Annotated in this window: 17 protein-coding genes; 4 read left to right on the top strand and 13 right to left on the bottom strand. The window is 64.7% G+C overall.

Annotated features, from left to right (window positions below):
- Positions 1-17: 17 nt before the first annotated feature.
- Entirely contained in the window at positions 18-467 is a 450-nt protein-coding gene (locus ACCQ06_RS10895; protein ID WP_104615484.1) for a Cif family virulence factor, read from the bottom strand.
- A 97-nt stretch (positions 468-564) separates the two neighbouring features.
- Between ACCQ06_RS10895 and rpfB the strand changes: the two genes are divergently transcribed.
- The gene (gene rpfB / locus ACCQ06_RS10890) at positions 565-2,247 is read left to right on the top strand and encodes a fatty acyl-CoA ligase RpfB (protein ID WP_104615483.1); all 1,683 of its coding nucleotides are present in this window, start codon (positions 565-567) and stop codon (positions 2,245-2,247) included.
- Between the two features lie 176 nt (positions 2,248-2,423).
- The gene (gene rpfF, locus ACCQ06_RS10885; RefSeq protein WP_104615482.1) at positions 2,424-3,293 is read left to right on the top strand and encodes a diffusible signal factor synthase RpfF; all 870 of its coding nucleotides are present in this window, start codon (positions 2,424-2,426) and stop codon (positions 3,291-3,293) included.
- A gap of 11 nt (positions 3,294-3,304) precedes the next feature.
- On the opposite strand, the gene rpfC is transcribed toward rpfF, so the two are convergent.
- The 6 genes from rpfC to ACCQ06_RS10855 all read right to left on the bottom strand — a co-directional run bounded on the left by rpfC (position 3,305) and on the right by ACCQ06_RS10855 (position 11,420).
- Positions 3,305-5,485 (bottom strand): sensor histidine kinase RpfC, encoded by a 2,181-nt coding sequence (gene rpfC, locus ACCQ06_RS10880; protein ID WP_104615481.1) that lies wholly within the window; start codon positions 5,483-5,485, stop codon positions 3,305-3,307.
- Between the two features lie 7 nt (positions 5,486-5,492).
- Positions 5,493-6,110 (bottom strand): RpfH protein, encoded by a 618-nt coding sequence (locus tag ACCQ06_RS10875; RefSeq protein WP_228324211.1) that lies wholly within the window; start codon positions 6,108-6,110, stop codon positions 5,493-5,495.
- A 10-nt stretch (positions 6,111-6,120) separates the two neighbouring features.
- Positions 6,121-7,257 (bottom strand): cyclic di-GMP phosphodiesterase response regulator RpfG, encoded by a 1,137-nt coding sequence (rpfG, locus tag ACCQ06_RS10870; protein WP_055846510.1) that lies wholly within the window; start codon positions 7,255-7,257, stop codon positions 6,121-6,123.
- Between the two features lie 139 nt (positions 7,258-7,396).
- Positions 7,397-8,914, bottom strand: a complete 1,518-nt coding sequence (lysS, locus tag ACCQ06_RS10865) for a lysine--tRNA ligase (protein ID WP_228324179.1) — start codon at positions 8,912-8,914, stop codon at positions 7,397-7,399.
- A 196-nt stretch (positions 8,915-9,110) separates the two neighbouring features.
- Positions 9,111-10,236 (bottom strand): peptide chain release factor 2 gene (gene prfB / locus ACCQ06_RS10860; protein WP_104615478.1). Its coding sequence is split into 2 segments (ribosomal slippage): positions 9,111-10,160 and positions 10,162-10,236, totalling 1,125 coding nucleotides; the frame shifts between segments, so codons are not numbered across the junction.
- Between the two features lie 233 nt (positions 10,237-10,469).
- Positions 10,470-11,420 carry a LytTR family DNA-binding domain-containing protein gene (locus ACCQ06_RS10855; protein ID WP_316692577.1) on the bottom strand — a complete coding sequence of 317 codons (951 nt, stop codon included), beginning with the start codon at positions 11,418-11,420 and terminating at the stop codon, positions 10,470-10,472.
- A gap of 160 nt (positions 11,421-11,580) precedes the next feature.
- Here ACCQ06_RS10855 and ACCQ06_RS10850 point away from each other — a divergent pair, with 160 nt between their 5' ends.
- Both ACCQ06_RS10850 and ACCQ06_RS10845 read left to right on the top strand, forming a co-directional pair.
- Positions 11,581-12,792 carry an acyltransferase family protein gene (locus tag ACCQ06_RS10850; protein WP_316692363.1) on the top strand — a complete coding sequence of 404 codons (1,212 nt, stop codon included), beginning with the start codon at positions 11,581-11,583 and terminating at the stop codon, positions 12,790-12,792.
- Positions 12,793-13,057: 265 nt separating this feature from the next.
- Positions 13,058-14,095: a DUF1176 domain-containing protein gene (locus ACCQ06_RS10845; protein WP_316692362.1), complete on the top strand. Its 1,038-nt coding sequence runs from the start codon at positions 13,058-13,060 to the stop codon at positions 14,093-14,095.
- Positions 14,096-14,779: 684 nt separating this feature from the next.
- Here ACCQ06_RS10845 and recJ read toward each other — a convergent pair.
- Genes recJ through carA form a run of 6 tightly spaced genes read right to left on the bottom strand, consistent with a single transcriptional unit; the run spans position 14,780 to position 22,780 of the window.
- Entirely contained in the window at positions 14,780-16,519 is a 1,740-nt protein-coding gene (gene recJ, locus ACCQ06_RS10840) for a single-stranded-DNA-specific exonuclease RecJ (protein ID WP_316692361.1), read from the bottom strand.
- Entirely contained in the window at positions 16,516-17,436 is a 921-nt protein-coding gene (locus tag ACCQ06_RS10835) for a phosphoglycerate mutase (protein WP_316692359.1), read from the bottom strand. Before ACCQ06_RS10835 ends, recJ begins: the two co-directional genes overlap by 4 nt.
- Positions 17,437-17,454: 18 nt before the next feature.
- A complete protein-coding gene (gene greA, locus ACCQ06_RS10830; RefSeq protein ID WP_211287668.1) occupies positions 17,455-17,919 on the bottom strand; it encodes a transcription elongation factor GreA in 465 nt (154 codons plus the stop codon).
- 8 nt (positions 17,920-17,927) lie between these two features.
- On the bottom strand, positions 17,928-21,170 hold the full coding sequence (gene carB, locus ACCQ06_RS10825) for a carbamoyl-phosphate synthase large subunit (protein WP_316692357.1): 3,243 nt from the start codon (positions 21,168-21,170) through the stop codon (positions 17,928-17,930).
- Positions 21,171-21,173: 3 nt separating this feature from the next.
- On the bottom strand, positions 21,174-21,575 hold the full coding sequence (locus ACCQ06_RS10820) for a four helix bundle protein (protein WP_104615469.1): 402 nt from the start codon (positions 21,573-21,575) through the stop codon (positions 21,174-21,176).
- Positions 21,575-22,780: a glutamine-hydrolyzing carbamoyl-phosphate synthase small subunit gene (carA, locus tag ACCQ06_RS10815; protein ID WP_316692355.1), complete on the bottom strand. Its 1,206-nt coding sequence runs from the start codon at positions 22,778-22,780 to the stop codon at positions 21,575-21,577. The genes ACCQ06_RS10820 and carA overlap by 1 nt, the downstream gene beginning before the upstream one ends.
- Positions 22,781-22,882 lie beyond the last annotated feature (102 nt).

The raw sequence follows: 22,882 nt of genomic DNA, 5'->3' as shown, positions 1-22,882 counted from the left end.
GCGGCACCCAACCGCCCTCACTGCCCAGCCGGTTCCCATTGCGCGTGGTACAGCGTCCAATCGCCGTGCTGCAGCCGCCAGCCGGTGATCACCTGATAGGTCTGCGCCTGCTCGGGCACCCAGCCGCCACTGCCACCGGTGAGCAAGGCCGTGAAGCGAACGGTCGCCGTCTGCCCGCGCAGCTCTACCTCCAACGGGCCCACGGTGACGCCGATCTGTCGATTGCCCAGCATCTGCAGCTGCATCAAGCGTCGCAACCCGGCCGCGTCCAGACCGTTTTCGCCAACGAAATCGGCGGATACCGGCGCCATCGCATCGCCGATATCGCGCGCTTCAATCGCCGCATGCATGTCTTGCAAGGTCGCACGCAGGCGCTGCTCCGGCACATCGCGCGCGCAAGCGGCCAGGAGCACCGCACAAATGACCAGCCACCAGCGCCACTTCCACTGCCGAATGCTGCCGTGCATCACGCTTCGCCTTTTCCATCCATGACGTTATGCTGCCAGGTGTTGTAGTGCCGTGGAACACACCGCGTCACGTACTAAATTCCCTGGAGGGGGGCAGATGAATCAGGCACGTCCTTGGTTGCAAAGTTATCCGGCCGGCGTTGCCGCCGAAATCGATCTGGAGCAGTTCCGCACCGTTGCCGAAGTCTTCGCGACATCCGTCGCGCGCTTTGCCGATCGTCCCGCGTATCACAGCTTCGGCAAGACCATCACCTATCGCGAAGCGGACCAACTGGTCGAACAGTTCGCTGCCTATCTGCTCGGCGAGCTGCAATTGAAGAAAGGCGACCGCGTCGCCTTGATGATGCCCAACTGCCTGCAGTATCCGATTGCGACGTTCGGCATCCTGCGTGCCGGCCTGACCGTGGTCAACGTCAACCCGCTCTACACCCCGCGTGAGTTGAAGCACCAGCTGATCGACTCAGGCGCCAGCGTGCTGGTGGTCATCGACAACTTCGGCACCACCGTGCAGCAGGTCATCGCCGACACGCCGGTCAAGCAGGTGATCACCACCGGGCTGGGCGACATGCTCGGCTTTCCCAAGGCGGTGCTGGTCAATTTTGTCGTCAAATACGTCAAGAAGCTGGTGCCCGACTACCGCATCAACGGTGCCATCCGCTTCCGCGATGCACTGGCGCTGGGCCGCAAGCACAGCGTGCCGACGCTGCAGATCGAACCGGACGACATCGCGTTTTTGCAGTACACCGGCGGCACCACGGGCGTTGCCAAGGGCGCGATGCTGACCCACCGCAATCTGGTCGCCAACATGCAGCAGGCGCACCAGTGGCTGTCCGGCACCGGCAAGCTGGAAGAAGGCGCCGAGGTCGTGATCACCGCACTGCCGCTGTATCACATCTTCGCGCTGACGGCGAACGGTCTGGTCTTCATGAAGATCGGCGGTTGCAATCACTTGATCAGCAATCCGCGCGACATGCCCGGTTTCGTCAAGGAATTGAAGAAGACCCGCTTTACTGCGTTTACCGGCGTCAACACGCTGTTCAACGGCCTGCTCAACACGCCCGGGTTCGACCAGATCGATTTTTCCTCGCTCAAGATGACCCTGGGCGGCGGCATGGCCGTGCAGCGATCGGTGGCCGAGCGCTGGAAAAAAGTCACCGGCCTGACCCTGGTCGAGGCCTACGGTCTGACCGAAACCTCGCCGGCCGCCTGCATCAACCCGATGGACCTGAAAGACTACAACGGCTCGATCGGCCTGCCGATTCCCGCCACCGATGCCTGCGTCAAGGACGACGCCGGTGCGGAGCTGGCGATCGGCGAGATTGGCGAGTTGTGCATCAAGGGCCCGCAGGTGATGAAGGGCTATTGGAAGCAGCCCGCCGAAACCGCCAAGGTGATGGACGCGGATGGCTGGCTGCACACCGGCGACATCGCGCGGATGGACGAGCTAGGCTTCGTCTATATCGTCGACCGCAAGAAGGACATGATTCTGGTGTCCGGTTTCAACGTCTACCCGAACGAAATCGAAGACGTGATCGCCACCATGCCCGGCGTGCTGGAAGTGGCGGCGGTCGGCGTACCGGACGAAAAGTCCGGCGAAATCGTCAAGGTCGTGATCGTCAAGAAGGACCCAGCCCTCACCGCCGACGACGTGAAGGCGCACTGCCGCACCAATCTGACCGGCTACAAGCAGCCGCGCGTGATCGAATTCCGCAAGGAATTGCCCAAAACCAACGTCGGCAAGATCCTGCGCCGCGAACTGCGGGATGCGCCGAAGGCCTAGCCCACCGCGCGACGGCAGAGTTGAAGACGTTCAGTCGTCATGACGCCCGTAATGCCGCAAGGCCTTGCGGGCGCTTGCTTTTGCACGCATAGAATCCGATGTCGGCGCACGCTCAGGCGTTCACCCTTATCTCCGTCCGCAAGGCGGCCGGCCGGACGGTCTCTCGGAGAACCACCATGTCTGCAGTTCAACCCTTCATCCGCACCGACATCGGCTCGACCCTACGCATCATCGAAGAACCGCAGCGTGACGTGTATTGGATCCATATGCATGCCGACTTGGCCATCAACCCGGGGCGGGCCTGTTTCTCGACACGTTTGGTCGACGACATCACCGGCTACCAAACCAACCTGGGACAACGCTTGAACACCGCCGGTGTACTGGCGCCGCACGTGGTGCTGGCATCGGACAGCAACGTGTTCAACCTCGGTGGCGACCTGTCACTGTTTGGCCAACTGATTCGCGAAGGCGACCGCGTACGCCTGCTCGACTACGCCCAACGCTGCGTCCGCGGTGTGCATGCCTTTCATGTCGGTCTGGGGGCGCATGCGCACAGCATTGCGCTGGTCCAGGGCAATGCGCTTGGCGGCGGGTTCGAAGCGGCACTGAGCTGCCATACCATCATTGCCGAGGAAGGGGTGATGATGGGGCTGCCCGAAGTGCTGTTCGACCTGTTCCCGGGCATGGGGGCCTACTCTTTCATGTGCCAGCGCATCAGTGCGCAACTGGCGCAAAAGATCATGCTCGAGGGCAACCTGTATTCGGCCGAACAGCTGCTCGGCATGGGGCTGGTCGATCGCGTGGTACCGCGTGGCCAAGGCGTGGCTGCGGTGGAACATGTGATCCGCGAGAGCAAGCGCAAGCCAAATGCGTGGGCAGCGATGCAACAGGTGCGCGAAATGACTACCGCCGTGCCGCTTGAGGAGATGATGCGCATCACCGAAATCTGGGTGGACACCGCCATGCAACTCGGCGAGAAATCACTGCGTACCATGGACCGCCTGGTGCGCGCGCAGTCGCGTCGCTCAGGGCTAGACGCGGGCTGATGCGCGGCGGTCTATTCGTTACTACGGGGGGAGCACTCGCCGTCCTTGACGCCCTGCACGCGAGCGTTGAGTGCATCCTTTCCCGCGTTCAATTGCTCGCGCACTGCAGACAGCTGCAGCCGCCATTCTGCCTGCAGCTGCCAGTCGGCCATGCGCATCAGCTCGCCACCGCTGCTGGCAACCTGCGCCAGACCCAGGTTGCTGGCCACGCCGCGCAAGGCATGCGCGCTCTCGCGCAGTTGTTCCCAATCCGAGCGCATGCCATCGCGTTCAATGTGACCCACGCAGTTCTGTGCATCTTCCAGACACTGGCGCACAAACTGCCGTTCGAATTCCTCGCCCATGCCCAGCGCGGCCAGTTCGTCCAGCACGCTGGAATCGAGCACGCCTTCGGAACTTGTCGCCACCTGCACCGTGGTTGCCGGCGTCGCCAACGGCCGGGTGCTCACAGCCAGGTCGGCTAGGGTGTCGAGCAACTTGGCCGCCACGACCGGCTTGGCAAGAAACGCACGCGCCCCGGCCTGTTCGCAAGCGCGAATCGCTTCGGGCGTCACGTCGGCGCTGAGCACCACCACCGGCGTGTAGCGCATGCCGCTGGCATGCATCACCCGTAATTGCTTGAGCATGTCCAGGCCATTCATGCCCGGCATGTGCAGATCCACAATCACCGCGTCGAAATCCTCTTCGGCCATCGCATCGAGCACCTGCTCGGCGCCGTTGACGCACAGCACCTTATGCCCGGCCTTCTCCAGCAACCGCTGTAGCACCATACGGTTGGCCTCGTGGTCGTCGGCCACCAGCATGCGCATGCTGCGCACGCGCGCGCGATGACGCAAGAACGGGTTGGAAAACGCGATGACGTTGGAGGATTCCAACTCGTCGTGCGCATCCACCAGCGCTCCGGTCTGCACCCGTGCGGGCGAAGATTTCAGTGGCTCGCCGATCGCCATCGGTAGCTCGAACCAGAACACGCTGCCACCTGGTTGATTTTCCTTGAATCCAATACTGCCGCCCATCGCTTCCACCAGGCCCTTGGCGATCGTGGTGCCCAGGCCGGTGCCCTCGTAACGACGCGACAACCCGACATCGGCCTGCTCGAAGGCCTCGAACAGCCGCGCGCGCATGTCCATCGGTACGCCGATGCCGGTGTCTTCGACATCGAAGCGTAGCCGGACGGACTCGTCGGCACTACCGGACACGCGCGTGACACGTAGCAACACATGCCCGTGCTCGGTGAACTTGACCGCATTGCCGACCAGATTGAGCAGCACCTGACGCAGATGACCGGTGTCGCCCTTGAGCAGGTCCGGCACGTCGTCGGCCACCTGCGTGCCGTACTCCAGCCGGCGACCCTTGGCCTGCGGCTGCAAGATCATGTTGACCGAGCCGATTATTTCGCGCAGCGAGAAGTCGCGGCGATCAATACGGATCTTGCCGGCCTCGATCGCCGAAATATCCAGCACCTCTTCCACCAGCGACAGCAGGCTGCGCGCAGATGCCTGGATGGTGTTGAGGCACTCCTTCTGCTCGGCGTCCAGGCGCGTGGTCGCCAGCACTTCGGTCATGCCCGACAGCCCGTTGAGAGGCGTGCGGAACTCATGACTCATATTGGCCAAGAAACGGCTCTTGGCCTGGTTGGCATGGCGTGCTTCGCGCACCGCACGGGTCATGGCACGCAACAGCGAGTCGAAATACAGCGGCACCGCAATCAAGCCCAACAACAAACCCCAACTCAGATAGGGATTGGCTTTCCAGTAAGGTGAAATCAGGATAGCGCTGAGAAAACACAGGCTGCCCATTGCGGTCGCCGCACGTAGATAGTTGCTGCCGTAGCGCAGACCGTTGCCGATGGTCACCCACATGCACACCGCATAGAGCGGCGAGGCTGGCTCGCCCTGTATGGCCATGATCGCGCCGGTGCAGGTGTAGTCGAGCAGCATGCCGATCAGCCGGCGCGTATGCGACACCTGCGGACGCAGCAGGATCGCCACCATCAGCCCCAACGAGACCAGCAACTCGCAGACCAGGATCAACCAGGTGGCCATCAACGTATCGCCGTGGGTGTGCTGATAGCGCCATCCCAGGTACGAAATGAACAGTGTGGTGATGATGATGCGGATCAGATTCTGTGCGTGTTCCGAATCTGCTCGCCCTGACAGGCGCCGCTTCAACCATGGCAATGGAGACTTCATAGACGCCTCAGACGCGCGGCGGCGTCGGTGGGGTTGGGATCCTTCCGTGCTGCAATGCAGCGTCGATACCTAATGCGGGCGTCGACCCGGTCATTGCCTGATCCCGCTCGCGCAGCGTACGCAACAATGACATAGGAACCACGATCAACGCACCCAGAAGCGCGATCCCCAGACCAAGCTGGCCCTGCCAATAATTACTGTTCGCAAGCGTCGTGCCGAAGCTGAGCGTAGCCATGGCAACAGCGGTATGTAGCGCCTCGCTGCCGAAGCGCAGCCCATTGCCGATTGTGATCCAGAGCAACACGACGTACAGACTGGCCATCGGTGCGCCCATCCAGGTCATTGCCAGCCCGATCAAGCCGTAGTCGGCGAGCATCCCAAGCGTCCGCCGCAGATGCGAGCGCTGCGGACTTGCCACAATCCAGCAAAAGATCAGCAAGGCTGTCGCCTGACCGATCGCGATCAGGCAGAACAGCCGCTGCAACTGGCGCCCGGAGACCTGCCACCTGGGAGCACAGATCAGCGTGTAGACCAGGATCAGCGCAATCAGCGTGATGCGCACCAGGGCCTGACCATGCTCGCTGTCGGCGCGACGGGCAAGTCGAGCACGCAACTGGCTGAGCACCGCCATCACCTCACACCCCGGGTCGCGCCGATGCGGTGGAGAATTCCCCGCAGATCTGGTCCAGCTGCGCGCGGCCGCGCAGCAGCGCATCCACGCAGCGTGGGTCGAACAGGCGGCCGCGTTGCGCGTAGAGATAGGCCAGTGCGGCGTCCATCGTCCACGCTTCCTTGTACGGACGCGGCGACAGCAGGGCGTCGAACACGTCGGCCACCGCCACAATGCGCGCTTCCAGCGGAATCGCCTCGCCAACCAGGCCGTCCGGATACCCGGTACCGTCGTAGCGCTCGTGGTGGCGCAGCGCGATCAAGGCGCCCACCTGGATGAAGCGGTTCTGGCTGCCGCTGAGCAGCTCGTAGCCGATCCGCGGGTGGCGCTTCATCACGCTCATTTCGTCGTCGGTGAGCTTGCCCGGCTTGAGCAGCACCGAATCGGGAATGGCGATCTTGCCCATGTCGTGCAGCGGTGCGGCCATCTCGATGATGCGCACTTCTTCTTCCGACAGGCCCAGCTGTTCGGCGATCAGGCCGGCCACATGCGACATGCGCTCCAGGAACGCGCTGGTACCCGAATCGCGGTATTCGATGGCGCGCGCCAGTCGCGACAAGGTTTCGCGCTCGCGCTCTTCGACCTCGTTCATGCTGGCCAGCAGACGTTGTTCCAGCGACAGCGCGCGTTGCTTGACGCTCTCGCTCTGCTGACGCAACTGCAACAGATTGGAGCAGCGTGCCCGCAACTCGCGCGGGCGGATCGGCTTGACCAGGAAGTCGATCACCCCCGCTTCCAGCGCCGCCTGGCGGATCGGCTCGTCGCCGACGATGGTGATCAGAATGATCGGAATATCGCGATGGCTCGGCAGCCGGCGCAGGCGCCGCGCGAACTCCAGGCCATCCATCCCGGGCATGCGGTAGTCGAGCAGCAACAGATCCACGCGCCCGGCTTCGCACCATGCCAACGCGTCGAGCGGGTCGCCGAAGTCGTAGACCTTCAGCTCCGGCGCGATGTCTTCGATGACATGGCGCAGCATCGTCCGCGCGGACATCTGGTCATCGACAATGACGATGTTCAATCCCAGATCCGCCTTTTCCGCCCAGCTTCCCCATGTATCCGCCGACACCATGCCGTCCGGATTCCCTAAAACATCCTGCATAGCCGTTGCTCCTCTATCCCGAGAACGGAAAAGCGTGACGCCGACCCCTGTGTCGACTCCCCCGGACAGGACGCTGTCCGGAGCTGTGCCCTAGCATATGCAGTATCTGTGCTGTGAGCACGCGTTCGCACAAAAAAAGTCAGGCTTCCGGACGCATGTAAGGAAACAGCAGGACATCACGGATCGAGGTGCTCCCGGTCAGCAGCATTACCAGACGGTCGATACCGATGCCCAGGCCGCCGGTCGGCGCCATTCCATACTCCAACGCACGGATGTAATCGGCGTCGTAGTGCATCGCTTCGTCGTCGCCGCCGTCCTTGGCCTGCACCTGCGCCTGGAACCGCGCGGCCTGGTCTTCGGGGTCGTTGAGCTCGGAGAAGCCATTGGCCAGCTCCTTGCCGTTGATGAACAGCTCGAAGCGGTCGGTATACCCCGGCTCGGTGTCGCTGGAGCGCGCCAGCGGCGAGACCTCGACCGGATGGTCGGTGATGAAGGTCGGCTGCACCAAGGTGTGCTCGACGGTGGCTTCGAAGATTTCCAGCAGCAGCTTGCCCCAGCCGTAGGACGGCTTGGTGCGGATCTTCAGCCGCTCGCAATGGCGCAGCAGCGCGGCGCGGTCCGTGCAATCGGCCGCCGTGATTTCCGGATTGTAGTGACGGACGGCCTCATCCATGCGCCAGCGACGGAAAGCCGGCGCCAGATCGATGGCCGCGCCATCCCAGTCCACCTGGGTGGTGCCCAGCACCGACTGCGCGGTGTCGCGGATGACCTGCTCGGTCAGATCCATGATCTCGTGGTACGTGGCATAGGCCTCGTAGAGCTCGAGCATGGTGAACTCGGGGTTATGCCGGGTCGACACGCCTTCGTTGCGGAAGTTGCGGTTGATCTCGTAGACCCGTTCCAGGCCACCGACCACCAGCCGCTTGAGATACAGCTCCGGCGCCACGCGCAGGTACAGATCCAGATCCAGCGCATTGTGGTGGGTGGTGAACGGCTTGGCGGTGGCGCCGCCGGGGATGTAATGCATCATCGGCGTTTCCACTTCCAGGAAACGCCGCGCATCCAGCCAGGCGCGTATCGCACGGATGATCTTGGAGCGCTTGATGAAGACCTCGCGCGCCTCCGGGGTGACGATCAGGTCCACGTAGCGCTGGCGGTAGCGCTGCTCCACGTCCGACAGGCCGTGCCACTTGTCCGGCAACGGGCGCAGCGACTTGGTCAACAGCCGCAGCGCGCTGGCCTTGACCGACAGCTCGCCGGTCTTGGTGCGGGTCAGCCCGCCCTCCACCGCCACGATGTCGCCGACGTCCCAGCCCTTGAACGCGGTATAGGCATCGCCGAGCACATTGCCCTGCAGGAACAGCTGCACGCGCCCGGATTCGTCCTGGATCTGCGCAAAGCTGGCCTTGCCCATCACCCGCTTGGCCATCAGGCGGCCAGCCATTTTGACGGTGCGACCGCTGGCTTCGAGCGCTTCGGGGGTCCAGCTGTCGGCATCGGCGAATTCGGCTTGCAGATCGCCGGCGAAGTGCTCGCGCACGAAGTCGTTGGGATACGCGATGCCCTGGCCGCGCAACGCGCCCAGTTTCGCGCGACGCTCGGCGATGAGGCTGTTCTCGTCGACGGGAAGGTGTGGCGCGGGGGTCTGTTCGGTCATGGCGGGAATCGGTCTGCTAGAGGTCGGGCGCGTGCCCGGTGGGGAGTGAGACACCGGCAGCGCCGGGTTCTCTGACATTGACGGTGTCGCGCGAGGGTCGCCTGAGGTCTTTTTGCTGCCGCAACGCGGGGTCGCGCTGCGGTGCATGCGTAGCGTCGTGCAAGGTCGTCGCATCCGCTGCGACCTCGCGCGGCGGTCAGGCGTCCAGGCGTTTGGAGCCTGCCGCCAGACCGGCCTTCAGGCTGGCCTCGACGAATTCGTCCAGGTCGCCGTCCAGCACTTTCTGCGTGTCGCTGCGCTCGATGCCGGTGCGCAGATCCTTGATGCGGCTCTGGTCGAGCACGTAATTGCGGATCTGGCTGCCCCAACCGATGTCGGACTTGGTGGCTTCCAGTGCGTCGCGTTCGACGTTGCGCTTTTGCACTTCCAGTTCGTACAACTTGGCGGCCAGCATCTTCATCGCGTTGTCGCGGTTCTGGTGCTGGCTGCGACCGGTCTGGCACGCAACCACCGTATTGGTCGGGATATGCGTGATACGCACCGCCGATTCGGTCTTGTTGACGTGCTGACCACCGGCGCCGGACGAGCGGTACACGTCGGTGCGCAGGTCGGCCGGGTTGATGTCGATCTCGATGTTGTCGTCCACTTCCGGCGACACGAACACTGAAGTGAAACTGGTGTGCCGGCGGTTGTCGGAGTCGAACGGCGACTTGCGCACCAGCCGGTGCACGCCGATCTCGGTCTTCAACCAGCCGTAAGCGTATTCGCCCTCGATGCGGATCGTGGCCGACTTGATGCCTGCAACTTCGCCGCCGGACACTTCCATCAGCTCGGTCTTCCAACCACGCGACTCGGCCCAGCGCAGATACATGCGCAAGAGGATTTCCGCCCAATCCTGCGCCTCGGTACCGCCGGCGCCGGCCTGGATGTCGACGAACGCGTTGGCGCCGTCCATCTGCCCGGAGAACATGCGCTGGAATTCCAGCTTCTCGACATGGATCTGGTACTTGTCCAGATCGGCGGTCACCGCCACCGCGGTATCTTCGTCCTGCTCGCTGTCGGCCAGGTCCAGCAACTCGCCGGCATCGGTGAGCCCGGCCAGCACATCGGCGATGCCGATGACGGTTTTTTCCAGCATGGAGCGCTCACGTCCCAGGGCCTGGGCACGCTCGGCGTCGTTCCACACGTCCGGGCTCTCGAGCTCCCGGCTGACTTCCTCTAGACGCTCTTTCTTGACGTCGTAGTCAAAGATACCCCCTGAGCGAGAGCACGCGATCGTTGAGATCGGTGATGCGCTGGCGGATCGGATTGGTTTCGATCATGACGGACTTCCGGCAAACAAGCGGGCTAGTTTAGCAAGCGGGCGCCGGTGGCGGAACGCGGTGGCATCGGGGCTGGGCGCGGTGCAGAGGCGGTCGTCTTGAGGGCCTGTCATTTGCTGCGCGCGACCGCAAGCGCCCACAGCTCGGTTTAGCGCGCGCTTCGGTCGCAGCGGCCGGGACGAAGACGGGCGGAGCTGTCGGCCAGCTGGTCCGCCAACATGGCCTTGGCGGCCTCAGACCATCAACGCATCTGTCCGCGGCGCAGCGGCCCCCTGCCCTGCCCGCGCGCGCAGATCGGCCAGATGACTGCGACTGCACGGCAACACCGTGGCATCGCGCAGATGCACGCGCGCATCGCCGGAATCGACCGGCTCGATCGCCTGTACCTGGCTCAGATTGACCAGGTAGCTGCGATGGATCCGCACGAACACGGCCGGGTCCAACCTGGCTTCGATCGCCGCCATCGTGCTGCGCAGCGGATAGTCGTGGCCGCGCACATGTAGGTTGACGTAGTTGCCGGAGGCCTGGATCCATTCGATATCGGCGGTGGCGACCAAAAAGTCGCGGCCGAGCTTGCGCACCAAAAAACGCTCCGGGCGGTCCAGCGGCTCCTCCGGTGGGCCTTCATCCGGCGCCGCAAGCAGATGCGCCTCGCCCTGGCGCCGCCGCGCGTACCAACCCAATGCGTGCTGCAACGCCACCAGCATCGCAAAGGTACGCAGATCCTTGGACAACTCATAAAACCACTGCAGCGGCCAGCCACCGAAGTCGTAGTGGCTGCCGGCCAGCGCATAAACCAGCTTGCGCAGCAGCACCATGCCGGCGACGTGCGCCAGCCACCAGCCCAGCGCAGCCGCCAGATACACCGGCACACGGCGACGCCAGACATCGGCATGCAGCGGCCAACGTGCGCAGAGCCAGAGCACCGCGGGTAGCAACAGCAGCGATGCGGTGGCGCTGGTCAGCTCCCAGCTCAGCACCTGCCACAGCACGATCGCCTCGCCATCGCGACGCCCCGCCAACCATGCGGTCAGCGTGTTGCCCAGTGCGCTCAGGTAAAACACCAGCAACCAGATCGTTACCGCCCAGCGCGTGGCGAAGTGACGCGCACCGTCCTGAGATGTCGGCGCGCGCGGCCCGATGGTTTCCATTGCAGAGGTCCGCAGTTGGCAGTTGCCAATGATAGAGGCCCGCGCAACGGGGCGGCACCGTCATCCCCACTGCTCCCGTTCGTCCCTGGGAGGACGCAACTGGTCACTGCGCGCGGGCGTTTCCACCCCTGAACCCCTTTCTCCATGCGGGTCGGCGGGCAGGATGCGTGCACTTCCTCGACCAACCACCCCCATGACCGAGCGCCGCCACGATATCGACGCCTTGCGCGTCTTCGCCTTCGCCCTGCTGATCCTCTATCACGTGGGCATGGCCTACGTGGCCGGCTGGGACTTCCATTTAAAGAGCGCGTACACCACCGACTGGCTGCAAGCGCCGATGATCGCGCTCAACCGCTGGCGGATGCCGTTGCTGTTCATGATCTCCGGTATCGCGATCGGTCTGGCGCGGGCGGAACGTGCGCCGTGGCAGTTCGCCTGGCGACGCTGCGGCCGGTTATTGCCACCACTGCTGTTCGGCATGTTCGTGGTGGTGGCGGTGCAGGCGTACTGCCAGGGCGTCAGCAACGGCAAGGTCGTGCCCGGCTTCGGCAACTTCCTGCTGCGCTATTGGCAGGTCCGGCCGTGGCCGGCCGGCAGCTTCGATGGCTGGGAGCACGGCATCACCTGGAACCACCTGTGGTACCTGGCCTATCTGCTGCCTTACACCTTGTTACTGATGGCCATGGTCGCGCTGGGCCGCATGCTGCCCTTATCGCTGCGAGCCTTGCCGGCGCCCATCGCGCTGCCGGCCCTGCTGCTGGCCCCCATCCTGTGGGAGGCCTGCTGCCTGCTGTGGGTGATGCCGCGCCACCCACCGACCCACGCCCTGGTTGGCGACTGGTTTGTGCATGCCGAGTCGTTTCCGTTGTTCGTGCTGGGATATGCGCTGGCCCGTCACGCACGTTTCTGGACGTGGTCAGTGCAGCTGCGTTGGCCAACCCTGATCGCCGCGCTGCTGGCGATCGCCACCGAGCTGAGCATCCGCCATCTGGGCCGCTCGCTCGATCCGGTGCCGCTGCCCGCCCTGCTGGCGACAGTTCGCTGGGACATGGTCGAGCGGCTGGCGCGCGCCGCCTACACCTGGCTGGCATTGCTGACCCTGTTCGGCTGGGCAAGGCATGGCTTGAACCGCCCATTCGCGTGGCTGCCGTACTGCACCCAGGCGGTGTTCCCCTGGTACATCCTGCATCAGAGCCTGATCATCCTGGCGCTGTACTGGTTGGCGCCGTTGCACCTGGGCCCGTGGGTGGAACCGGTGCTGGTGTTGGCTGCCACCGTTGCCGGCTGCCTGCTATTGCACGAATACCTTATCCGCCGCGTGCGCTGGCTGCGTCCGCTGTTCGGGATGCCGGTGCGGGAATCGCCGACCAGGACGCGCGCCGCAGCAACGCTGACGCAAGTGTGATCGCTGAAAGCGACAGGTCGACAGGCAAGACCGAACAGACGATGCCGCTAGCGCATCGTCGCAAGGACAAGCCGGGCACCGCGCGAAGATCGCAGTCGATCTGCAGCGCGCAGTGTGATCGATTCGCGGGCGCGCGCCGATGCACCGCAGCGACCGGACACACTCACCGTGATGAATCGCGTTCACTGCCTGCGGACGATTCGCCTGGACGCCCTGCGGCAGGCATCGCAAGATGCAGGCCCGGACCTACGTTGAAGGAACTTCGATGCGTTACGACCTGCTTGCCGCGGCCTTGCTGTGCAGCCCCGCACTCGCGCTTGCCGCGCCTGCCACCAGTGTCGATTTCAGTCACGACGACTGGACCATCGCCTGCGACAACACCCGCACCTGCCGCGCCGCCGGATACCAGCCGGACGAAGGCGAGCACCTGCCGGTGTCGGTGCTATTGACGCGCAAGGCCGGTGCCGGCCAGGCGGTGACGGCCGAGCTGATGCTTGGCCAGTACGACGAGATCAAGCTGCCGGCGTCGCTGGGCCTGCAGATCGATCAGCGCGATCTGGGCAAGCTGGCGCTGGATGGCAAGAGCGGCACCGCGGTATTGAGCAGCACGCAGGTCGCCGCGCTGCTGGCGGCATTGACCCGCAGCAGCAAGATCGTGGCGCTCGGCAACGATGGCCGCCGCTGGCAGCTATCCGATCGCGGCGCAGCGGCAACGCTGCTGAAGATGGACGAATTTCAGGGCCGGCTGGGCACGCGCGGCGCGCTGGTGCGCAAGGGCGATCGCGACGAGACCGCCGTGTTGCCGGCGTTGCCGGTACCGCAGGTCCGCGCGGCCAAGCTGGCCGCAGCGCAGGCCGGCGACGCCCGTCTCGGCAGCTTGCCGGCGCTGTACCAGGCGCTACGCGCCACGCTTCCGGCCGATGAAGAATGCAAGGGTCTGGATGCCAGCGATGCCGCCGAACCGCTGACCGTCGCCCGCCTGAGCAACGACAAGCTGCTGGTGTCGACCGATTGCTGGATGGGCGCCTACAACGTCGGCACCGGCTTCTGGGTGGTCAACGCGCGCGCGCCGTTTGCACCGACCCTGATCACCACGCATGCCAGCGATCTGGATGGCTCCTCCATCCTGTCCTCGCAAAAGGGCCGCGGCCTGGGTGATTGCTACAGCGAGGAAAGCTGGACCTGGGACGGCCGTCGCTTCGTGCAGACCTCCAAATCCACCTCGGGCCTGTGCCGACTGGTGGCCGCCGGCGGCGCCTGGCAACTGCCCACGGTGGTGGCCGAGGTCAAGCAGTCACCTTGATCGAAGCGAAGACAGTGCATGCCTGCGCTGTCTTGCGAGAGGACCGGTCACGTTGGTCGGTGTGTAGCGCTTTCAATAAAGTCGCCAGGAAACTGTCTGGCGTGGTGTCCTCACCGATGGTGGGACCGTTGGCGGCATGGATGCCGCCATCGAGCCCCCAGGGACGGGTTCACGGCGTGTCCCGCGAGCGGTGAGGGCACCGCGCCCTCAACGTCCTCGCGTTTGCTGCAGGGTCCTTGCCCGCCCACCATGGCGGAACACGCTGCAAGTACGTCCCCGTAAGCTCCTTGGCGGCATCCACGCCGCCAAGGGTCCCGCGACGGTGAGCGGACAAGGACCTGTCCAGATGGCCGGTGTGCGTGGTTGCAAGCGGAGCATGACGCGTGTTTCTTGGATCACGGCGCGTCCGATCAGCTTCCCGGCACACGCCGAACAACACAGGGCATCCAAGAAAACACCTACAGAGTCGCCATCGCGAATCTTGAAAACAAGATGGTGATCTGGCCTGCATTGACCAGGTCATGGAAACGACAAGCCGAGGCGGCAACGTGGCCGGGGATTGGCGGAAAGCGGCACAGGGATGTGCCGCGGCGGCGAGTCAGACAGGATGTCTGACCGAGCCGAGGAACCGATCCCCGGACGCGCTGTCGCCCCTACCGAAGCCAGCGATTGACAGCCGCGCGCTCAGCCAGTGACTGCCGCCGGCTCGCAATGTTCGACGATCAACTGCACCGCACTGCCGCCGCGGTAATCGTCGCTCACCAACCGATACGCCAGCCGCACCTTGCGTGCCGGTTCGCTGCCGCGCCAACCGTTGAAATGGATGGCATTGAGCGGCTCGGCGCGGCCGGCGCAACGCAAGGTCAGCTTGAGATGGCGTTCCTTGAGCAGACGCCATTGCAATATCTCGAACTCGCCGTCGAACAGCGGCTCTGGAAAGCCCTGCCCCCACGGACCGGCCACACGCAGCGCTTCAGCATGCACGTGATCGAGTTCGTGCGCGGACAGCTCGCCATCGCTGTGCAACTCGGCATGCAGCAGCGACGCATCCACCATCGCGTGCACCTGCGCCTGAAACGCCTGCTCGAAGGTGGCCAGCGCAGCATGATCCATGCTCAAGCCCGCCGCCATCGCATGGCCGCCGAACTTCTGCAGTAAGCCAGGATGACGCGCATCCACCGCCGCCAGCACGTCGCGGATATGCAGGCCGGGAATGGACCGCGCCGAACCGCGCAACTGGCTGCTGCCCGGCTCGGCCGGGGCCAGCGCGATCACCGGACGATGCAACCGGTCTTTCAATTTGGAGGCGACCAAGCCGATCACGCCGGGGTGCCATTCCGCATCGAACAGGCATGCGGCGATCGGCAAGGCGCCATCGGCATCCAGCACCACCTTGGTCACCGCCTGCTCGGCATCGTCGGTCATCAACTGCTGCACCGCGCGGCGCTCGGCATTGATCTCTTCGAGCGTGGCGGCGATCTCGCGCGCCCGGCTCCAGTCTTCGCTGAGCAACAACTCGATGCCCAACGCCATGTCTTCGAGCCGGCCGGCCGCATTCAAGCGCGGCCCGAGCGCGAAGCCGATATCGCTGGCGCTCAGACGCGCGACATCGCGGCCGCTGGCATCGATCAGGGCGCGCAATCCGATGCAGCCTTTGCCCTCGCGCAGCCGACGCAACCCGGCCGACACCAGCGCGCGGTTATTGGTGTCCAGCGGCACCAGATCGGCCACCGTGCCGACGGCGACCAGATCCAGCAACACCGACAGATCCGGCTCGGCGCGGTCGGCAAACGCGCCGCGCGCGCGCAGCGCACTGCGCAGCGCCAGCAATACGTAAAAAATCACGCCGACGCCGGCCAGCGATTTGCTGGGAAAGCTGTCGACCGCCAGGTTCGGGTCGACGATCGCATCGGCCGGCGGCAGCACCTCGCCTGGTAGATGGTGGTCGGTGACCAGCACCGTCCAGCCGCGCGCCTTGGCGGCGGCCACGCCGGCATGGCAGGCGATGCCGTGATCGACGGTGACCAGCACCTCCGGTTGCAGCGCAGCCAGCTCGTCCACCAAGGCAGGCGACAGGCCATAGCCGTGCACCATGCGATTGGGCACGGCGTGGTGCACATCCAGCGCGCCGAGCATGCGCAAACCGCGCACGCCCACCGCGCAGGCGGTGGCGCCATCGCAATCGAAATCACCCACCACCAGGATGCGCCGTTGCTGGGCGATCGCATCGGCCAGCAAGTTGGCGGCCACGTCGCTGTTATGCAGCAACTCCGGCGAGAGCAACTGGCCCAGTCGCGGCTGCGCGCCCTGCGCATCGCGGACACCGCGCGCGGCGTAGATGCGGCGCAGCAGCGGCAACATGGCGTCGGGCCAGCTTCCGGCCTGCCCTGGCGGACGCCGGACGATCCGGGGAGTGGAGGTCATTGCGCCAGGCGCTGCCGTGGCGTGCGCCAGAACCGCCAGCGTTGCGTGCGTGCCAACGTCAGCGTTTCGCCGTCCTGGAAATCCAGCACCAGCCGATCCAGTTCGCCACGTGCCATCGCCGCCAGCAGCGGTGCCACTGCGTCGTCGCCAAACTGCTGCAGCGAGCGCAGATGGCGCAGGTCAACCAACGCATCCACCCGTTGATCGCCCTGCGCATCGGCACCGGCCGCCAGCGCCAGCGCGCGCAGCAACGACTCGCGGCTGCGCACCTGCCGATGCGGCGATGTCACCGCATGCGGCAGCGCGCCGCCACCCCAGAACCACAGCGAATTGATCGCCGGCTTGCCGCTGGCAATGCGGCCCTCATTCCACGGGTGCTGATGCAGCAACACCTGCGCTTCGGTCAGCAAGGCACGCCAGCGCCGGCCAGAATCGCCGGCCGGCAGATGCTCGAACAGGTCGTCGCCGATCGCCACATCCGGCGGCGCGAACTCCGGCAACTTGGCATCCGGCGACAGACGCAGGTACCAGCGCGATGGCGTCGGCGCATCGAGCAAAAATCCGGCATCGCCGAACATCGGCTTGAGGATCGGCAGCAGCACCGCCAGGTCCTCGGCGGTGGCACCGAGCGCCTCGCCGTAGCCCATCAGGCGTGCGCCCTGCATGTCCGGCACCACATAGGCCGGGTCGGCACGCACCCAGGTGGCGCCTGCGGCATCGCCGGCATCCAGTTGCCGGGTCAATGCCGCCACCGGCCACTGCGCTGGCGTCAGCGTGAAATGCCGCTGCAACTGCGCCACTTCGCCGGCATCGGCGGCGTGCAGATCGGCGCGCGCCAGGGCACTGGCCACCGCCGCGTTGTCCAGCGTTCCGGGCAGACGGCGTTTTTCGGGCAGCAGCAGCGTTGCGGTCGTCATCGCTCAGGCGTCAGTGGGTCAATCCAGATACGCGACGGTGACCACTTCGTACTCGCGTTGGCCGGCCGGCGCGTCGATGGTGACCGAATCGCCTTCCAGCTTGCCGATCAGGGCACGCGCCAACGGCGAGGAAATCGCGATCAGGCCCATCTTGATGTCCGCCTCCAGATCGCCAACGATCTGGTAGCGCTTCTCTTCATCGGTCTCGGTATCGGCCAGGGTCACGGTGGCGCCGAACACGATCTTGCTGCCGGCCGACAACTTGGTGATGTCGATGATCTCGGCATGCGAGAGCTCGCCTTCCAGCTGCTTGATGCGGCCTTCGATGAAGCTCTGCTGCTCGCGCGCGGCATGGTACTCGGCGTTTTCCTTCAGGTCGCCGTGCGCGCGCGCTTCGGCGATCGCACTGATCACCGCCGGACGCTTGACCGACTTCAACTGATCGAGTTCTTCGCGCAGGCGCATTGCGCCCTTCGCGGTCATGGGTGCTCTCATGCTTGAAGCTCCTTGTGCAGTTCCTGCAGCGACCAGACAGGGCCGGTGCCACGGAATTCCAGCGAATGCACCAGCGCCTTGGCGCCGGCGACAGTGGTCGAATAGGTCACGCGATGCTGCAGCGCTTCACGCCGGATCGAGAATGAATCCGAGATGGCGGCGCGACCTTCGGTGGTGTTGACGATATAGACGATCTCGCCGTTCTTGATCGAGTCGACGATATGCGGGCGGCCTTCGGCCACCTTGTTGACGATCTCGCAGTTCAGCCCGTTCTGTTGCAGCCAGGCGCCGGTGCCGCGCGTGGCCACCAGGCTGAAGCCGCGCTCCACCAACGCCTGCGCCACCGGCAGCACGCGCTTTTTGTCCGGGTCGCGCACCGAGACGAAGGCCTTGCCCACCGGCGGTGCCTTGATGCCGCCGGCTTCCTGCGCGCGCGCAAACGCGGCGCTGAAGCTGCGGCCCACGCCCATCACCTCACCGGTGGAGCGCATCTCCGGCCCGAGGATCGGGTCCACACCCTGGAACTTGGCGAACGGGAAGATCGCCTCCTTCACCGAGTAATAGTCCGGCACGATTTCCTTGGTGGCGCCCTGCTCGGCCAACGTCTTGCCGGCCATGCAGCGAGCGGCGATCTTGGCCAGCGGGATGCCGATGGCCTTGGACACGAACGGCACGGTGCGCGAGGCACGCGGGTTCACTTCCAGCAAAAACACCACATCGTCACCAGCCTCATCCACCTGCACCGCAAACTGGGTGTTCATCAGGCCAACCACGTTCAAACCTTCGGCCAGCATCACCACCTGGCGACGCAGCTCGGCCTGGGTCTTGGGCGAAAGCGAATACGGCGGCAGCGAGCACGACGAATCGCCCGAGTGCACGCCGGCTTCTTCGATGTGCTCCATCAGCCCGCCGATCAGCACGTTGCCGTCCTTGTCGGCAATGATGTCCACGTCCACTTCCACCGCATTGTCGAGGAAGCGGTCCAGCAGCACCGGCGAATCGTTGGACACCTTCACCGCATCGCGCACATAGCGCGCCAGATCGGATTCGCCGTACACGATCTCCATGGCGCGGCCGCCCAGCACATAGCTCGGGCGCACCACCAGCGGGTAGCCGATCTCGCGCGCCAGCACCAGCGCTTCTTCGGCATTGCGGGCAATGCGGTTCGGCGGCTGCTTCAGGCCCAGCTTGTCGACCAGCTGCTGGAAACGCTCGCGGTCTTCGGCCAGATCGATCGAGTCCGGCGAGGTGCCGATCACCGGCACGCCATTGGCTTCCAGCGCACGCGCCAGCTTCAGCGGGGTCTGGCCGCCGTACTGCACGATCACGCCCTTGGGCTGTTCCAACTCGACGATTTCCAGCACGTCTTCCAGCGTCAGCGGCTCGAAGTACAGACGGTCGGAGGTGTCGTAATCGGTGGAGACGGTTTCCGGGTTGCAGTTGACCATGATGGTCTCGTAGCCGTCATCGCGCAGCGCCAGTGCCGCATGCACGCAGCAGTAATCGAACTCGATACCCTGACCGATGCGGTTGGGGCCACCGCCCAGGATCATGATCTTGTCGCGATTGGTCGGCAGCGCTTCGCATTCGTCCTCGTAGGTCGAGTACAGGTACGCGGTGCTGGTGGCGAATTCGGCCGCGCACGAGTCGACGCGCTTGTAGACCGGGCGCACCTTCAACGCGCGACGCAGCGTGCGCACCGATTCTTCATTGCTGCCGATCAACTCGGCCAGGCGCGCATCGGAGAAACCTGCGCGCTTGAGCTTGCGCAGACGCGGCGCGTCCAGCGCGGCCATGCCATCGTCGGCCAGTTGCTGCTCGTGGCTGACGAGTTCTTCGATCTGATCCAGGAACCAGGGGTCGATGAACGACAGCGCATACACCTCGTCCACGCTCATGCCGGCACGGAACGCATCGGCCACATAGAACAGACGCTCCGGGCCGGGCGCCTTGAGCTCGCGCTTGAGCGCAGCGATATCGTCTTCGCTGCCCAGATCCAGGCCGGTCGGGTCCAGCCCGATCTTGCCGGTTTCCAGGCCGCGCAGCGCTTTTTGCAGCGACTCCTGGAAGGTGCGGCCCATCGCCATCACCTCGCCCACCGACTTCATCTGCGTGGTCAGGCACGCGTCGGCCTGCGGGAATTTTTCGAACGCAAAGCGCGGAATCTTGGTGACCACATAATCGATCGAAGGCTCGAACGAGGCCGGGGTCAGCCCACCGGTGATCTCGTTGCGCAATTCGTCCAGCGTGTAGCCCACCGCCAGCTTGGCGGCGACCTTGGCGATCGGGAAGCCGGTGGCCTTGGAGGCCAGCGCCGACGAACGCGACACCCGCGGATTCATCTCGATCACCACCACCCGGCCATTGGTCGGGCTGATGCCGAACTGCACGTTGGAGCCGCCGGTATCCACGCCGATCTTGCGCAGCACTGCAATGGAGGCATCGCGCAGGCGCTGATACTCCTTGTCGGTGAGCGTCTGTGCCGGCGCCACGGTGATCGAGTCGCCGGTGTGCACACCCATCGGGTCGAGGTTTTCGATCGCGCAGACGATGATGCAGTTGTCCGCGGTATCGCGCACAACTTCCATCTCGAATTCCTTCCAGCCCAGCACTGATTCCTCCACCAGCACTTCGGTGGTCGGCGACAGTTCCAGGCCGCGGCCGACGATGTCGATCAGTTCTTCGCGGTTGTAGGCGATGCCGCCACCGCTACCGCCCAGGGTGAAGCTGGGGCGGATGATGGTCGGGTAGCCAACACGGGTCTGGATATCCAGCGCTTCTTCCAGCGTGTGCGCCACTTCGGCCTTGGGGCAATCCAGGCCGATTTCGCCCATCGCCACGCGGAACAGCTCGCGGTCTTCGGCCATGCGAATCGCTTCGCGCTTGGCGCCGATCAACTCGACGTTGTACTTCTCCAGCACCCCGTGGTCGGCCAGATCCAGCGCGCAGTTCAGCGCGGTCTGCCCGCCCATGGTCGGCAACAGCGCATCGGGCTTTTCCTTGGCGATGATCTTTTCGACCGTCTGCCAGTTGATCGGCTCGATATACACCGCGTCGGCCATGTCCGGGTCGGTCATGATCGTGGCCGGGTTGCTGTTGACCAGCACCACGCGGTAGCCCTCGTCGCGCAGCGCCTTGCACGCCTGCGCGCCGGAGTAATCGAACTCGCAGGCCTGGCCGATGACGATCGGGCCGGCGCCGATGATTAGGATGGTTTTGAGATCTGTACGCTTTGGCATGAATCAACTCCGGGACCGGGGACCCGGGACCGGGGACCCGGGGTCAAGCTTGGCGGAAAGCGCCTGGTGAAGGCGGCGCAGCATTTTGTTGACCCGCTCGCAAACCTCGAGCGCGATCTTGATCTGTTCCTGATCGCCCAGGCCTAGGTCACTTGCAAGCAGTAACTGCGTTTGCAGTTCAGCGGCAGAACCACATGCCTGGGACACGAAGCGAGCGTAATCGCGCGTGGTAGCGCGCGCATTTCCCTCTGCGATATTCGATGGTATGGAGACGGCAGCACGCTGGAGCTGCGAAGTCAGGCCGTAACGCTCTTCTTTGGGAAAGTCCGCGACCAGCAGGTACACCGCCTTGGCCAGCGTCATCGACAGCTGCCACACTTCCAATTCGCGAAAGTGGGAAGCCATCAACCTGCCTTTCCCGTGTCCCCGGTCCCCGGTCCCCGGTCCCGCATCAGTGCGGTAAACCGGTCGAACAACGGCCCCACATCGCGCGGGCCTGGCGAGGCTTCCGGGTGGCCCTGGAACGAGAACGCCGGTGCGTCGGTCAGGGCGATGCCCTGGTTGGTGCCATCGAACAGCGAGCGATGGGTAACCCGCACATTGGCCGGCAGCGTGGTTTCGTCCACCGCAAAGCCATGATTCTGCGAGGTGATCATCACCCGCCCGCCATCCAGATCCTGCACCGGGTGATTGGCACCGTGGTGGCCGGTGATCATCTTCACCGTCTTCGCGCCGGCGGCCAGCGCCAGCAACTGGTGGCCCAAGCAAATGCCGAAGGTGGGCATCTTCTTGGCGATCAATTCCTGGATCGCAGCGATTGCGTAATCGCAGGGCTCCGGGTCGCCCGGGCCGTTGGACAGGAACACGCCATCCGGATTCATCGCCAGCACCTCGGCCACCGGAGTCTGCGCCGGCACCACGGTGACGTCGCACCCGCGCTCGGCCAGCATGCGCAGGATGTTGAGCTTCACGCCGTAGTCGTAGGCCACGACCTTGAACGTGCGTCCCTCTCCAGAGTCCGCACCTGCATGTGCGGACTTTCCACTCTTCAACGCACCGAGGCCGAGAAAGGTGTCGGAGTTCAGGTCGAGCGAGCCTTCCTGCCAGGTGTAACGCGTCTCGGTGGAGACCACCTTGGCCAGGTCCATGCCTTTCAGGCCGGGGAATTTGCGCGCGGCTTCCAGCGCCTTTTCGACGTCGATCTCGCCGGCCATCAGCGCGCCGTTCTGGGCGCCCTTTTCGCGCAACAGGCGGGTCAGCTTGCGGGTGTCGATGCCGGAGATGGCGACTACGCCGCGGGCCTGCAGCCACTCCGGCAAGGCCACCTGGCTGCGCCAGTTGCTGGGGCGGCGCGGCACATCGCGCACGATCAGGCCAGCGGCCCAGATCTTGCGGGCCTCGTCGTCCTGATCGGTAAAGCCGGTATTGCCGATATGCGGATAGGTCAGCGTGACCATCTGGCGGGCGTAGGAGGGATCGGTCAGGACTTCCTGATAGCCGGTCATGGCGGTGTTGAACACCACTTCACCGACGGAAAGCCCGGTGGCGCCTACGGATTCGCCCTCGAACACGGTGCCGTCTTCGAGGACAAGGATTGCGGGTTGGGTCACGTGGGGTCTCGCTCTGGCTGCCTGGGACTCCGATGCGCTTCCGGCCAAATTCCGGTTGCAGCAAAGCGCGGACGCGGTGCTGGGGACCGGTCCGACGCTGGT

The sequence above is a fragment of the Xanthomonas sp. NCPPB 4467 genome (genome assembly GCF_041475665.2).
Lineage (GTDB): Bacteria > Pseudomonadota > Gammaproteobacteria > Xanthomonadales > Xanthomonadaceae > Xanthomonas > Xanthomonas dyei.
Note: the sequence above shows the minus strand (reverse complement) of the source record. Positions and strands in the feature narration are given on the sequence as shown.